The 13,874-nt window shown below is 68.3% G+C and carries 16 protein-coding genes and 1 pseudogene; 15 read left to right on the forward strand and 2 right to left on the reverse strand.

Annotated elements, in window-relative coordinates:
- Positions 1 to 49: 49 nt before the first annotated feature.
- The 12 genes from rpmF (at position 50) to lpdA (ending at position 9,684) form a co-directional block, all read left to right on the forward strand.
- Positions 50 to 232 (forward strand): 50S ribosomal protein L32, encoded by a 183-nt coding sequence (rpmF, locus tag WC555_RS06855; protein WP_055830178.1) that lies wholly within the window; start codon positions 50 to 52, stop codon positions 230 to 232.
- A 113-nt stretch (positions 233 to 345) separates the two neighbouring features.
- Entirely contained in the window at positions 346 to 951 is a 606-nt protein-coding gene (locus WC555_RS06860) for a hypothetical protein (protein WP_373252395.1), read from the forward strand.
- 71 nt (positions 952 to 1,022) lie between these two features.
- Complete coding sequence (eno, locus tag WC555_RS06865) at positions 1,023 to 2,303, forward strand: phosphopyruvate hydratase (RefSeq protein ID WP_373252396.1); 1,281 nt, start codon at positions 1,023 to 1,025, stop codon at positions 2,301 to 2,303.
- 111 nt (positions 2,304 to 2,414) lie between these two features.
- The gene (locus WC555_RS06870; protein WP_373252421.1) at positions 2,415 to 2,732 is read left to right on the forward strand and encodes a septum formation initiator family protein; all 318 of its coding nucleotides are present in this window, start codon (positions 2,415 to 2,417) and stop codon (positions 2,730 to 2,732) included.
- A gap of 125 nt (positions 2,733 to 2,857) precedes the next feature.
- Positions 2,858 to 3,886, forward strand: a complete 1,029-nt coding sequence (pdhA, locus tag WC555_RS06875; RefSeq protein ID WP_373252398.1) for a pyruvate dehydrogenase (acetyl-transferring) E1 component subunit alpha — start codon at positions 2,858 to 2,860, stop codon at positions 3,884 to 3,886.
- A gap of 3 nt (positions 3,887 to 3,889) precedes the next feature.
- Positions 3,890 to 4,348, forward strand: a complete 459-nt coding sequence (locus tag WC555_RS06880) for an ABZJ_00895 family protein (protein ID WP_373252423.1) — start codon at positions 3,890 to 3,892, stop codon at positions 4,346 to 4,348.
- Positions 4,349 to 4,351: 3 nt separating this feature from the next.
- Positions 4,352 to 5,767 (forward strand): pyruvate dehydrogenase complex E1 component subunit beta, encoded by a 1,416-nt coding sequence (locus WC555_RS06885; protein WP_373252399.1) that lies wholly within the window; start codon positions 4,352 to 4,354, stop codon positions 5,765 to 5,767.
- A complete protein-coding gene (locus WC555_RS06890) occupies positions 5,764 to 6,081 on the forward strand; it encodes a DUF5076 domain-containing protein (protein WP_373252401.1) in 318 nt (105 codons plus the stop codon). The genes WC555_RS06885 and WC555_RS06890 overlap by 4 nt, the downstream gene beginning before the upstream one ends.
- Positions 6,078 to 7,361, forward strand: a complete 1,284-nt coding sequence (locus tag WC555_RS06895) for a pyruvate dehydrogenase complex dihydrolipoamide acetyltransferase (RefSeq protein WP_373252403.1) — start codon at positions 6,078 to 6,080, stop codon at positions 7,359 to 7,361. Before WC555_RS06890 ends, WC555_RS06895 begins: the two co-directional genes overlap by 4 nt.
- A 13-nt stretch (positions 7,362 to 7,374) precedes the next feature.
- On the forward strand, positions 7,375 to 7,854 hold the full coding sequence (locus tag WC555_RS06900) for a glutathione peroxidase (protein WP_373252405.1): 480 nt from the start codon (positions 7,375 to 7,377) through the stop codon (positions 7,852 to 7,854).
- A gap of 1 nt (position 7,855) precedes the next feature.
- Positions 7,856 to 8,251, forward strand: coding sequence for an amino acid-binding protein (locus tag WC555_RS06905; protein WP_373252406.1), 396 nt, complete (start codon positions 7,856 to 7,858; stop codon positions 8,249 to 8,251).
- Between the two features lie 20 nt (positions 8,252 to 8,271).
- Positions 8,272 to 9,684 carry a dihydrolipoyl dehydrogenase gene (gene lpdA / locus WC555_RS06910; RefSeq protein WP_373252408.1) on the forward strand — a complete coding sequence of 471 codons (1,413 nt, stop codon included), beginning with the start codon at positions 8,272 to 8,274 and terminating at the stop codon, positions 9,682 to 9,684.
- A 159-nt stretch (positions 9,685 to 9,843) separates the two neighbouring features.
- On the opposite strand, the gene WC555_RS06915 is transcribed toward lpdA, so the two are convergent.
- Positions 9,844 to 11,628 carry an acyl-CoA dehydrogenase gene (locus WC555_RS06915; protein ID WP_373252410.1) on the reverse strand — a complete coding sequence of 595 codons (1,785 nt, stop codon included), beginning with the start codon at positions 11,626 to 11,628 and terminating at the stop codon, positions 9,844 to 9,846.
- A gap of 121 nt (positions 11,629 to 11,749) precedes the next feature.
- On the opposite strand from WC555_RS06915, the gene WC555_RS06920 reads away from it, so the two are divergent.
- Genes WC555_RS06920 through WC555_RS06930 form a run of 3 tightly spaced genes read left to right on the forward strand, consistent with a single transcriptional unit; the run spans position 11,750 to position 13,766 of the window.
- On the forward strand, positions 11,750 to 12,301 hold the full coding sequence (locus WC555_RS06920; protein WP_373252412.1) for a cytochrome b: 552 nt from the start codon (positions 11,750 to 11,752) through the stop codon (positions 12,299 to 12,301).
- Positions 12,298 to 12,852, forward strand: a complete 555-nt coding sequence (locus WC555_RS06925) for a YceI family protein (protein WP_373252414.1) — start codon at positions 12,298 to 12,300, stop codon at positions 12,850 to 12,852. Before WC555_RS06920 ends, WC555_RS06925 begins: the two co-directional genes overlap by 4 nt.
- A gap of 2 nt (positions 12,853 to 12,854) precedes the next feature.
- Positions 12,855 to 13,766 carry an L-threonylcarbamoyladenylate synthase gene (locus WC555_RS06930; RefSeq protein WP_373252416.1) on the forward strand — a complete coding sequence of 304 codons (912 nt, stop codon included), beginning with the start codon at positions 12,855 to 12,857 and terminating at the stop codon, positions 13,764 to 13,766.
- Positions 13,767 to 13,775: 9 nt separating this feature from the next.
- On the opposite strand, the pseudogene WC555_RS06935 reads toward WC555_RS06930, so the two are convergent.
- Positions 13,776 to 13,874: pseudogene (locus WC555_RS06935) on the reverse strand (IS5/IS1182 family transposase); the annotation flags it as partial.

A 13,874-nucleotide genomic window follows, 5' to 3' on the forward strand; every position in this document is an offset into this window, starting at 1 on the left:
TGTTGTTTTCGCGCCCCTGCTGGCGTCGACTTGGAAGATTGAGACGGACATGGCCGTTCCGAAGCGCAAAGTATCGCCCTCGCGTCGCAACATGCGCCGCGCCCACGACTCGCTGGGGACCAATCCCTATACCGAGGACAAGGACACGGGCGAGCTGCGCCGCTCGCACCACATTGACCTGAAGACCGGCACCTATCGCGGCCGTCAGGTCCTGACGCCCAAGGAAGACTAGGTCTTTCCAGGGTCTCGGCTGAAAAGCCATGCCTTGCTGAAAAGATTGACGGCGCGCGGTTATCCGCGCGCCGTTTTCATGCGTTGATGCTCCGAACCCCCAGGAGCCGCTCCATGATCCGCCCCCTTTTGCTGACCTCCGCCGTCCTGATGCTGGCCGCCTGTGGCGCGCCCGACCCGGAACCCGCGAAGCCCGCGGCGCCGGTGGAACCCGCCGCTCCCGCTGCGACGCCCGCCACGACCAATGCCGTCACGGCCGAAGGCTGGGGCCCGCTGCGCATCGGCATGACCCGCGCCGAGGTCGAGACGGCGCTGGGCCCCGACGCCAATCCCGGGGCCGTCGGCGGTCCGGATCCGGCGTCGTGCGACACCTTCCATCCGGAGCGCGCTCCGGAAGGCCTGACGGTGATGGTCGAGAACGGCGTCCTGACCAGCATCTGGCTCGCCCGCGCCGCCACGCTCAAGACCGACCGCGGCTTCGGCGTGGGTGACGAAGCCGCCGCCATCAAGACCGCCTACGGTTCGGCCGCGACGGCGTCGCCGCACAAATACAGCGAGCCCCCGGCCGAATACATCACCGCCTGGAGCAGCGGCGGCGGGACCGGCTATGTCCAGAACCCGGCGGCGCGCGGGATCAACTATCACATCGGAAACGACGGCCGCGTCCAGCAGGTCGCAGCCGGCGGTCCCAGCATTCAGTATGTGGAAGGCTGCGCCTGAAGCGTTGAGGTTGGCGATTCGGCGGGGCCTGCGCTAAACCCCGCCGACTTCCCTGACAGCAGAGCGCTCCCATGACCGACATCGCCGACATCGTCGCCCGCCAGATCCTCGACAGCCGCGGCAATCCGACGGTCGAGGTGGATGTGATCCTCGATGACGGCAGCTTCGGCCGCGCCGCCGTGCCCTCGGGCGCCTCGACGGGCGCGCATGAGGCGGTGGAGCTGCGCGACGGCGACAAGGACGTGTGGGGCGGCAAGGGCGTCGGCAAGGCCGTCGACAACGTCAACGGCGAGATCTTCGACGCCCTGTCCGGCATGGACGCCGAGGACCAGCGCCGCATCGACGAAGCCCTGATCGCTCTCGACGGCACCGAGAACAAGAGCCGGCTGGGCGCCAACGCCATCCTCGGCGTCAGCCTGGCCTGCGCCAAGGCCAGCGCCATCAGCTCGGGCCTGCCGCTGCACCGCTACCTCGGCGGCGTCTCGGCCCGCATCCTGCCGACGCCGATGATGAACATCATCAACGGCGGGGCCCACGCCGACAATCCGATCGACATCCAGGAGTTCATGATCCTGCCCACCGGCGCCGAGAGCTTTTCGGAAGCCCTGCGCATGGGTTCGGAAATCTTCCACGCCCTGCGCCAGCAGCTGAAGGACGCCGGTCACAACACCAATGTCGGCGACGAGGGCGGCTTCGCCCCCAATCTGGCCTCGGCCGAGGAGGCGCTGAGCTTCATCACCCGCGCCGGTCAGGCCGCGGGCTATCTGGCCGGCGAGGACTTCCACCTCGGCCTCGACGTCGCCGCGACCGAATTCTTCAAGGACGGCAAATACGTCATGGCCGGGGAGGGCAAGACGCTCGAGGCCGACGCCATGGTCAACTACCTTGCAGACCTGTGCGAGCGCTTCCCGATCGTCTCGATCGAGGACGGCTGCGCCGAGGATGATTTCGACGGCTGGCGGATGCTGACCGAGCGTCTGGGCGACCGCTGCCAGATCGTCGGCGACGACCTGTTCGTCACCAACCCGGCCCGCCTGGCCGCCGGCATCGGCGAGGGCCTGGCCAATTCGATCCTCGTGAAGGTCAATCAGATCGGCACCTTGTCCGAAACTCTTGACGCCGTGGATATGGCGCATCGCGCCGGCTACACCGCCGTGATGAGCCATCGCTCGGGCGAGACCGAGGATTCGACCATCGCCGACCTGGCCGTGGCCACCAACTGCGGACAGATCAAGACCGGCTCGCTGGCCCGGTCCGACCGCACGGCCAAGTACAACCAGTTGCTCCGCATCGAGGAGATGCTGGGCGATCAGGGCGCCTATTTCGGCGACGGCATGCTGCTGAATCGCTAGGCGCCGCTTCGCAGATTCTACGGCCAAGCTACGGTTCGTTAGGCATTTTCGGTCAGACTCTTTCAATCTTGAGTCCGCGCTCAGAAGGAGCGTCCAAAAGTGCCCGACCGGATGAAGCCCTATTTCCCGTCAGCGATCCTGCTGCTGCTGATCGTCTATCTGGGCGTCCAGGCCCTGACCGGTCAGCGCGGTCTGCTGAGCGGTCATGAGCGCGACGCCATGCTGGTGCGCCGCGAGACCCAGCTTGCGGGAATCATGGAGCAGCGGCGGGACCTCGAGGTCCGCGTCCGCTATCTGCGCACCGACAGTCTCTCGCGAGACCTGCTCGAGGAGCGCGCGCGCGCCGTGCTGGGCTTCAGCGACCCGCGCGACTATGTGATCCGGGTCTCCGCGCCGGCGACGCCGAGGGCTTCCGCACCGCGGGCGTGAACTTTCGTTACAGCTTGACCGGAGCGCTTTGCGTTTCGGGAACGAAGGCTGCTAAAGCCCCTTTCCGTAACGACAAGAGGCCCTGCATCCTGCCATTCGGCGAGGGCCCAGCCGGGAGATGACGGATGGCGAAAGCCCCCGCCGCCAAAGCTGATTCCAGCAAGGCGACAAAACTGCCCAATACGCCGGCGGCTTCGAAAGAAGACCTGCTGCGCTTCTATCGCGAGATGGTCCTCATCCGCCGGTTCGAGGAGCGCGCGGGCCAGCTGTACGGCATGGGTCTGATCGGCGGCTTCTGCCACCTGTACATCGGCCAGGAAGCCGTGGCCGTGGGCGTTCAGGAGAGCGTCCGCCAGGGCCACGACAAGATCATCACCGGCTACCGCGACCACGGCCACATGCTGTGCGCCGGCATGGACCCGAAACAGGTCATGGCCGAGCTGACCGGCCGCATCGGCGGCTCGTCCAAGGGCAAGGGCGGGTCGATGCACATGTTCGACACCGCCACCGGCTTCTACGGCGGTCACGGCATCGTCGGGGCGCAGGTGGCGCTGGGCACCGGCCTGGCGTTCGCCGGTCGCTACCGGGGCGATGACTCGGTCGCCTTCATCTATTTCGGCGATGGCGCGGCCAACCAGGGCCAGGTCTATGAGAGCTTCAACATGGCCCAGCTGTGGAAGCTGCCGGCCATCTACATCATCGAGAACAACCAGTACGCCATGGGCACGAGCATCGAACGCTCGTCCTCGACGACCCGGCTGAGCGAGCGCGGGGCCAGCTTCGGCATCCCCGGCGAACAGGTCGACGGCATGGACGTCCTGGCCGTGCGCGACGCGGTGGCCAAGGCCGTGAAGCGCGCCCGCGAAGGCGGCGGGCCCTTCATCCTGGAGATGAAGACCTACCGCTATCGCGGCCACTCCATGTCGGATCCGGCCAAATACCGGGCCAAGGAAGAGGTCGACGAGGTCAAGAAAACGCGTGACCCCATCGACCACGTGAAGATGCTGCTGGAGCAGGCGAAGGCCAGCGAGGACGAGATCAAGGCGATCGACGCCGAGGTGAAGACCATCGTCGCCGAAGCCGTTCAATTCGCCCAGGAAAGCCCGGAGCCGGACCCGTCCGAGCTCTATACCGACGTCTATGTGGAGGCGTAGGTGATGTTCGGCGTCCCACTCAGGAATTTGGCCTTGTTCGCCACGGTGAATATCGTCGCGACGGTCGCCCTGGGGGTGATTTTTCTCCTCCTCGACAGTCAGTTCGGCTTTGATGGAGGCTCAAGCGCAAGCTGGATCCCTTCGTTCGCGGTCGCCTGCCTCGTGGCCGGAAGAGCCTATGCCAAGGGTTCCGGTTGGACGTGGACACGTGAAGATCGGCGGAACCTGGCGATGGCCTATGCGGCCGCGGCCTTCCTGATTGGACTGGTGATTGCGCTGGGCGCTTTCGCTTTCGATCCGAACGTATTCGCCACACTCGGAGCTTTCTGGGGAATCTTCCTCCTGGTCTTTGGGGGGCTTTTCGGGAGTCTGATTTCCTATGCTCTCGCTCGTTTGTTGCTGGGGCGGGCGGTTCGGCGGAGCGGCAACCCCGATGACCATCCATCCAAGGTGCGGAACTAAGAAATGACCGACATTCTCATGCCGGCGCTGTCGCCCACGATGGAAGAGGGCACGCTGACCAAATGGCACATCAAGGCGGGTGACACGGTCAAGGCCGGGGACGTCATCGCCGAGATCGAGACCGACAAGGCGACCATGGAGGTCGAGGCCGTCGACGAGGGCGAGGTGCTTGAAATCCTCGTCGCCGAGGGCGCCGAGAACGTGAAGGTCAACACCCCGATCGCCCGTCTGGCGGGCGAGGATTCGGCGGGGAATTCGACGACGAAATCCGGCGATTCCGGAGACGCCGCGACGACGACTCCGGCGACGACGGAGACTTCGACCACGCCGGAGACGAAACCGGCCGCCGAGGCCAAGACCGGCGATCCCGAAAAGGCGCCGCCGCAGGCCCCGAGCCCGAAGGTCGAACTGCGCGATCCCGAGATCCCGGCCGGCGCCAAAATGGTCAAGACCACCATCCGCGACGCCCTGCGCGACGCCATGGCCGAGGAGATGCGCCGCGACGACAAGGTGTTCCTGATCGGCGAGGAGGTCGCCCAGTACCAGGGCGCCTACAAGGTCAGCCGCGAACTGCTTCAGGAGTTCGGCGACAAACGGGTGGTCGACACCCCGATCACCGAGCACGGCTTCGCCGGCCTCGGCGTCGGCGCGGCCATGGCCGGCCTGAGGCCGATCGTCGAATTCATGACCTTCAACTTCGCCATGCAGGCCATCGACCACATCATCAATTCGGCGGCCAAGACGCTCTACATGTCGGGCGGCCAGATCCGCGCCAGCATCGTCTTCCGCGGCCCCAACGGCGCCGCCAGCCGCGTGGGCGCCCAGCACAGCCAGGACTATTCCGCCTGGTACGCCCAGGTGCCGGGCCTGAAGGTCATCGCCCCCTATGACGCGGCCGACGCCAAGGGCCTGATGAAGTCGGCCATCCGCGACCCCAACCCCGTCGTCTTCCTCGAGCACGAGATGATGTACGGTCTGGAGTTCGACGTCCCCGAAGTGGAGGACTGGCTGGTCCCGATCGGCAAGGCGAAGGTCCGCCGCGAGGGGACCGACGTCACCATCACCGCCCACAGCCGCATGGTCGGCTTCGCCCTGCAGGCCGCCGAGACGCTGGCCGGGGAGGGGATCAGCTGCGAGGTCGTCGACCTGCGCACCCTGCGTCCGCTCGACCACGAGACCATCGTCGAAAGCGTGAAGAAGACCAGCCGCCTGGTCTCGGCCGAGGAGGGCTGGGGTCCGATGGGCGTCGGCGCCGAGGTCGTGGCCCGGGTCATCGAACACGCGTTCGACTATCTGGATGCGCCGCCGCTGCGGGTGCATCAGGAGGATGTGCCTCTGCCCTACGCCGCCAATCTGGAAGCCCTGTCGCTGCCGGGCGTGGACAAGATCATCGCCGCCGTGAAACGGGTGATGGCATGAGCGAGAAGCCGGAATTCCAGCTGATCACGCCCGAGAGCGTCGCGGCCGACCCCGAGGCCGTCGAGATCATGCGGATGTGGTGGTCGAAGGGCGAGCCGGTCATGTCGGTCAAGCCCGCCTTCAACGACCCGCTTCAGTTCGGTCAGATGCTGGCCTATGCGGCCAAACACATGGCGCACGGCTACGCCGTCCGGCATGGCCACAATGAACGTGAGGCCTATCAGCGGATTCTGACGGGGCTGTCCGACGTGATCAAGGCGGACAACGTCCAGACCGTGGCCGAGCCGGCCTCCACGCCCGGGAGCGTGCAATGACCGACATCCTGATGCCTGCCCTGTCGCCCACGATGGAAGAGGGCGTTCTGGCCAAATGGCACGTCAAGGTCGGCGACGTGGTCAAGGCCGGCGACGTCATCGCCGAGATCGAAACCGACAAGGCGACCATGGAGGTCGAGGCCGTCGACGAGGGCGAGGTCACCGACATCCTCGTGGCCGAGGGCTCTGAGGGGGTGAAGGTCAATACGCCGATCGCCCGCCTCAAGGACGAGGGCGGCGCGGCCGCCCCGGCGCCGAAGGCCGCCGCGGCTCCGGCGGAGGTCCCCGGGGCCGCACCGGTCAAGGCCGAGGCTGTCGCGGCGCCCGCCGCCGCCGCCCCGAAATCCCCGTCCGCCCCCGCGAAAGCGGACGGCGAACGCGTCTTCGCCTCGCCGCTGGCCCGGCGGATCGCGGCGCAGAAGGGCGTCGACCTGAAATCCATCAAGGGCACCGGCCCCCACGGCCGCATCGTCAAACGCGATGTCGAGGGCGTCAAAGGCGGGGCTCAGACTCCGGCCGCCCAGACCGCCGCGGCGCCGGCCGGCGAGGTCCGCAAGGTCCAGTCCCTGGCCCAGATGGGCATACCCGACGGCAGCTACGACCTGATCCCGCTCGACGGCATGCGCAAGGCCATCGCGCGGCGCCTGACCGACAGCTTCCGCGACGTGCCGCATTTCCCGCTGAACATCGATTGCGAGATCGACGGCCTGCTGGCCTCGCGCGCCAGGGTCAATGCGATGCTCGAGACATCGGGCGTCAAGGTTTCGGTCAACGACTTCGTCATCAAGGCCTCGGCCATGGCGCTGAAGGCGGTGCCCGAGGCCAACGCCAGCTATTCGCCCGAGGGCATCGCCATGCACCACCACGCCGACGTGGCGATGGCGGTGGCTATCGACGGCGGCCTGATCACCCCGATCATCCGCGCGGCCGAGACCAAGTCCCTGTCGCAGATCGCGACCGAGTCCAAGGACCTGGCCAAGCGCGCCCGCGACCGCAAGCTGAAGCCCGAGGAATTCCAGGGCGGCACCTTCTCGGTGTCCAACCTCGGCATGTTCGGCATCCAGTCGTTCGCCTCGATCATCAACGAGCCCCAGGGCGCGATCATGAGCGTGGGCGCCGGCGCGCCGCGGGCCGTGGTCAAGGACGGCCAGCTGGCCGTCGCCACGGTGATGACGGTCACCCTGACCTGCGATCATCGCGTGGTGGACGGCGCCATCGGAGCCAAATTCCTGCAGGTCTTCAAGGCGATGATCGAAGATCCCGTGACGATGCTGGCCTGAGCGGAGACGCGGCGTGACCACGGTCTATGATTTCAGCGCCACGGCCATCGACGGCGCCGAGCAGGCGCTGGAGCAATACCGTGGGCAGGCCCTGCTGATCGTCAACACGGCGTCCAAATGCGGCTTCACCGGCCAGTACGCCGGACTGGAGGCGCTGCATCGTCAGTATACGGACAAACCGTTCGAGGTGCTGGGTTTCCCCTGCAACCAGTTCGGCCAGCAGGAGCCCGGCCGCGCCGCCGAGATCGCCAGCTTCTGCTCCGCCACCTATGGCGTCGACTTTCCGATGTTCGACAAGGTCGAGGTCAACGGTCCGAACCGGCACCCGCTCTACGCCTGGCTGACCAGCCAGAAGAAGGGCTTCCTCGGCAGCCGCGACATCAAATGGAATTTCACCAAATTCCTGACCGACCGGGAGGGGCGGGTGGTCGCCCGCTACGCCCCCCAGGTCGAACCCGAGGCCATCAAGGCCGATATCGACAGGCTGATCTGACGTGAAGGACCTTTCGATCCTGCTGGACGACCGCCCGGGCGCCCTCGCCGACATGGGCGAGGCGTTGTCGCGGGCCGGGGTCAGCATCGAGGGCGGCGGCGCCTGGACGACGGCCGGGGGCGGCGTGGCCCATTTCCTGTTCGCGGACGGCGCGGCGGCGCGCCGGGCCCTCGAGGACGCCGGCATCCGGGTCGTCGCCGAGAACGATGTCCTGGTCCAGCGACTGAGGCAGGACACGCCGGGGCAGCTGGGCCAGTTGACCCGCCGGATGGCCGAGGCCGGCGTCAATATCGAGGTCCTGTACAGTGACCATGATCATCAGATGATCCTCGTGGTCGATGACATGGCGCGCGGAAAAGCCGTCTCCGAGGCGTGGATTCGCGACAGCGGCCTGTGACTATAACCAGCGGAAAAACCATGGAATTCGACCTCATCATCATCGGTTCCGGCCCGGGCGGCTATGTGGCCGCCATCCGCGCCAGCCAGCTGGGCCAGAAGGTCGCCATCGTCGAGCGCGAGAGCCTGGGCGGCATCTGCCTGAACTGGGGCTGCATCCCGACCAAGGCCCTGCTGAAGTCGGGCGAGAAGTACGAGAGCCTGTCGCACCTCAAGGACTACGGCCTGTCCGCCGACAACGCCGGCTTCGACTTCGACGCCATCATCCAGCGTTCCCGGGGCGTCGCCGCCACCATGAACAAGGGCGTCGCCTATCTGATGAAGAAGAACAAGATCGAGGTGATCGAAGGCGCGGCGAAGCTGGAGAAGGGCCCAGGTGGCGCCTCCGGGGCGCCCAAGGTGGTCGTCGCCCTGAAGGCCGGCGGGTCGCGCACGGTCGAGGCGAAGGCTGTGATCCTGGCCGTCGGCGCGCGCGCCAGGGCCCTTCCGCAGATCGGCCTCGAGGCCGACGGCGACCGCATCTGGGCCTATCGCGAGGCCATGGCGCCGAAAAAGATGCCCGCCTCCATCGTCGTCATCGGCTCGGGCGCCATCGGCGTCGAGTTCGGCAGCTTCTACCGCGCCCTGGGGGCCGAGGTGACCGTGGTCGAGGCCGTCGACCGCATCATGCCGGTCGAGGACGAGGAGGTGTCAAAGGCGGCGCAGAAGGCCTTCGAGAAGCGCGGCATGAAATTCCGCACCGGCTGCAAGGTGACGAAGGTGTCGAAGGGCGGCAAGGGCGTGCAGGTGGCCATCGAGGCCGGCGGCAAGGCCGAGACGCTGGAAGCCGAGGTCTGCATCTCGGCGGTCGGCATCACCGCCAACACCGACAGCATCGGTCTGGAGGCGCTGGGCGTCAACATGGACCGCGGCCACATCACCATCGACGGCCACTGCCAGACCAATGTGAAGGGGCTGTACGCCATCGGCGACTGCGCCGGCGCGCCCTGGCTGGCGCACAAGGCCTCGCACGAAGGCATCCACGCCGCCGAACACATCGCCGGCTACAAGACCCCGAACGTGAACTCGCCCATCGCCGGCTGCACCTACGCCCAGCCGCAGGTGGCCTCGGTCGGGATCACCGAACAGGGTGCGCGCGAGGCGAAACGCGAGGTCAAGGTCGGCCGCTTCCCCTTCCGCGTGAACGGCAAGGCCGTCGCCGCCGGCGAGATCGAGGGCTTCGTCAAGGTGATCTTCGACGCGAAGACCGGCGCCCTGATCGGCGCCCATATGCTCGGCGCAGAGGTCACCGAGATGATCCAGGGCTTCGTCACCGCCATCGCCATGGAGGCGACGGAAGAGGACATCCACGGCATCGTCTATCCCCACCCGACCATGTCCGAGGCCATGCACGAGGCCGCGCTGGACGCCTATGGGCGGGTGATCCACCTCTGATCACACATCTCTCCCTCCCCCTCATGGGGAGGGTGGCCGAGCGCAGCGAGGTCGGGTGGGGTGTGACGGCGCCCTCCCTGAGGCGCTGCCCGACCTGTCATACCCCACCCGTCGGCTTCGCCGACACCCTCCCCATGAAGGGGAGGGAGAGCGTTGAGGTCACCCCGCCAGCACGTCCACGCTCATCCGCTCCAGCAGGGCCCCGCCCTGACCCACGGCGGCCAGCCGGCTTGAGGCGTGGCCCAGCACATTGGCGGCATAGACCTCGTACAGGGTGATCTTGCCTTCCAGCCATGCCGGGTCGCCCTGGCCGCCGTCCAGCTGGTCGCGGGCATGGAGCGCGCCCTGGGCCAGCATCCAGCCGCCCGCGACGTCCCCCAGCAGCTTCAGATAGGCGTCGGCGGCGGCCAGCACGTCGGCGCCCCCGTCGGCGGCGGCCTTGCGGTCCAGCAGCCACAGGGTGGCGTCCTCGACCGCTGCGACGGCGGCCGCGAACCGTTCCAGCGGCTTGCCGGAGTACAGGCGCGGCAGTTTCGCCAGGGTCGCCTTCATGTCGGCGATCAGGTCGCGGGCCGACTGGCCGCCGTCCATCGACAGCTTGCGCCCGACGAGGTCCATGGCCTGGATGCCATTGGTGCCTTCGTAGATCGGGGCGATGCGGGCGTCGCGATAGTGCTGGGCCGCGCCGGTCTCCTCGATGAAGCCCATGCCGCCGTGGATCTGGACGCCCGACGAGGCGACCTCGCAGCCGACGTCGGTGGACCAGGCCTTGGCGATGGGGGTGAACAGGTCCTCGCGGCCCTTCCAGCGTCGGCGGTCCTCTTCCGTCGCCGCGTGCTTCGCCAGATCGGCCGCCACCCCCGTGGACAGGCAGATGGCGCGGGCGGCGGCCACCTTGGCCTTCATCACCGACAGGGTGCGGCGCACGTCCGGATGGTCGATGATCGGGGCGTTGGCCTCGCCGGTCCAGACCGACCGGCCCTGACGCCGCTCGCGGGCGTAGGCGAGGGCGTGCTGATAGGCCCGCTCGGCGATGCCGACGCCCTCGACGCCGACGGCGAGGCGGGCGGCGTTCATCATGACGAACATATGGGCCAGGCCCTGGTTCGGCTGGCCGACCAGTTCGGCGGTCGCGCCCTCATAGGACATGACGCAGGTCGGCGAGGCGTGGATGCCCAGCTTGTGCTCGACCCCGACGGGCCGGAAGGCGTTGCGCTCGCCCAGGGTCCCGTCCGGCGCGGCGAGGTATTTCGAGGCGAGGAACAGGCTGATGCCCTTGGGTCCGGGCGGGGCGTCGGGCAGGCGGGCCAGCACCATGTGGACGATGTTGTCGGTGGCGTCGTGGTCGCCCCAGGTGATGAAGATCTTCTGGCCGTTGAGGGCGTAGGTCCCGTCGCCGTTCGGCGTCGCCGTGGCGGTCAGGGCCCCGAGGTCCGAGCCGGCCTGCGGCTCGGTCAGGACCATGGCCCCGGTCCACTCGCCCGACACCAGCCGGGACAGGTAAAGCTCTTTCTGCGACGGCGTGCCGTGGGCCTCGAGCGCCTCGATGGCGGCCAGCGACAGCATCGGGCACAGGCCGAAGGCCATGCATGCAGCATGTACTGTCTCATAGGCCGCGAGCTCCAGCGCCTTGGGCAGGCCCTGACCGCCGGCGTGGGCCGGGGCGGACAGGCCGGTCCAGCCGCCCGCGGCGAACTGGCGATAGGCGTCGGCGAACCCCGGTGCGGCGGTGACGGCGTCGTCGGCCCAGGTCGACCCCTTCTGGTCGCCGATGCGGTTCAGCGGCGCCAGCACGCCTTCCGAAAACTGCGCCGCCGCCTCCAGCACGGCGCCCAGCACCTCGGCGTCATAGTCGGGGAAGGCGCCGGTGGCGGCGACCTGGTCTATGCCGGCCACGGCCTGGAGGGCGAAGGCGATGTCGCGGACGGGCGCGCGGTAGGTCATGGGCCAGGATCTCGGTTCGGACTGTTCCGACGTTCATGCCGCCTTGCCGCCGGGGCATGCAAGCTGTGGCTTGGCGAAGAGCCGCCGACGGGCCAGAGTAAGGCGACCCAGGGAGTCCGCCATGGCTGAGCCGCGCAACCGCTATTCGACCGTCTCGCTGATCCTGCACTGGCTCCTCGCCGCGCTGATCCTGGCGCAGGTGCTGCTGATCACCGCGCACGAGGCGACCGAAGGTCCGCTGGCGCGCCAGTTCGTCGAGATCCACAAGGCGTCCGGCATGCTGATCCTGGTCCTGACCCTCGTCCGGATCGGTTGGCGCATCGCCAATCCCGCCCTGCCGCTGCCTGATACGATGAAGCGGTGGGAAAAGCTCCTGGCGGGGGCGACCCATATCCTGTTCTACGTCCTCCTGATCGCCCTGCCCCTGACCGGATGGGCGGCGGTCTCGGCGAGGGGCGGTGAACTCAGCTGGTTTGGTCTGTTCGACTGGCCGCTGCTGCCGATCGGGGGCGGCCGGGAGGGGTATCGCTCGCTGATCGACATCCACGGCGTCGTCGTCAAGGGCCTCTATGTGCTGATCGCCCTGCATGTGCTCGGCGCGCTGAAGCACCAGTTCATCGACCGGGACAATGTGCTCCACCGGATGATTCCGTTGATCCCGCGCCGGCCGTGAGGCTGTTCGTCGCCCTGCTGGTCGCCCTTCTGGCCCCGCTCCTGACCGGGGCGGCCCCGGCGCCGTGGACCTTTGACCGGGAGGCGTCGCGCATCGAGATGTCCGTCCGCGCATTCGGCGGCTCCCATACGGGGCGGTTCGAGGACTGGCGCGGCTCCGTGGTTCTGGATCCCGCCCATCCCGAAAGCGCGCGGGCCTCGGTGACGGTCCAGGCGGCGTCCCTGAGGATGTCCCCGGCGGTCGCGTCCCGGAGGGCCGTCAGTCCGGCGTTTCTCGACGCCGCCCGCTATCCGGTCATCCGCTTCGATCTGAAGTCGCTGGAACCGCTGGGCCCTGATCGCTACACGGCCCATGCCGACATCACGATGAAGGGGCGAACCCGTCAGGTCGCCTTCCCGCTGGACTTGCGCATCAGCGGGCAGCGGGCGCATCTGGCGGGCGCGCTGACGCTGGATCGCGCGGACTTCGGCATAGGAACATCGGGGCCGTGGAACGGACTGGTCGGACGGCAGGTGACGGTGCGGGTGGCGCTTCAGGCGCGCGCCGCATAGGCGTGTCCGACGCCGAGGCCGTCCAGGTGCTGAAGGCCGGCGGACTGGTCATCCTGCCGACCGAGACGGTCTATGGCCTGGCCGCCGACGCCGGCGACGCCCGGGCCGTCGCCGCCATTTTCGAGGCCAAGGGCCGTCCGCGCTTCAATCCCCTGATCGCCCATGTCGCAGACGCCGTGCAGGCCGAGGCGATCGCCGGGTTCGACGACCGCGCGCGGGCGCTGGCCAAAGCCTTCTGGCCCGGCCCCCTGACCCTGGTCGCCCCCGTCCGGGACCGGACCCGCGTGTGCGATCTGGCCCGCGCCGGGCTGGACAGCGTCGCCGTCCGCGTGCCCGGCCACGTCCGCGCCCGCGCGCTGATTTCCGCCTTCGGCCGCCCCGTGGTGGCGCCGTCGGCCAACCGCTCGGGCCGGCCCAGCCCCACCACCTTCGCCGATGCGGTCGAGGAGACGGGCTTCGCCGCCGGCGCCGCCATCGACGGCGGGCCGTGCGCGGTGGGGGTCGAGAGCACCGTGGTTTCGGTGCTGGACGGCCGCGTCGCCCTGCTGCGTCCCGGCTCGGTGACGCGCGCAGAGATCGAGGCCGTGGTCGGGCCGCTCGACCGGGGCGGGGAGGGGCATCGCTCGCCTGGCCGGCTGACCTTGCACTACGCCCCGGATGCTCCGGTCCGGATCGAGGCCGCGACGGCTGGGCCCGGCGAGATTCTGCTCGGCTTCGGTCCGGGTGTCGGCGATCCGCGCTGGAGCCTGAGCCCGACGGGCGACCTGCGGGAGGCGGCGGCCAACCTGTTCCGGCGGTTGCGGGAGGCCGACCGCGAAAAGCCTGCGGGCATCGCGGTTTCCCCGATCCCCGGCGAAGGCCTCGGCGAGGCCATCAACGACCGATTGCGGCGGGCGGCGGGGTTCGTCGGCTAGGGTCCGGACTCATTTGGCCCAGTAGCAGACGGTTGCGGCGATGAGCACGCCGGAGAGGTAGTTTGCGGCGAGCTTGTCGTAGCGGGTGGCGACGCGGCGATAGTCCTT

Source organism: Brevundimonas sp., from assembly GCF_041648615.1.
Taxonomy (GTDB): domain Bacteria; phylum Pseudomonadota; class Alphaproteobacteria; order Caulobacterales; family Caulobacteraceae; genus Brevundimonas.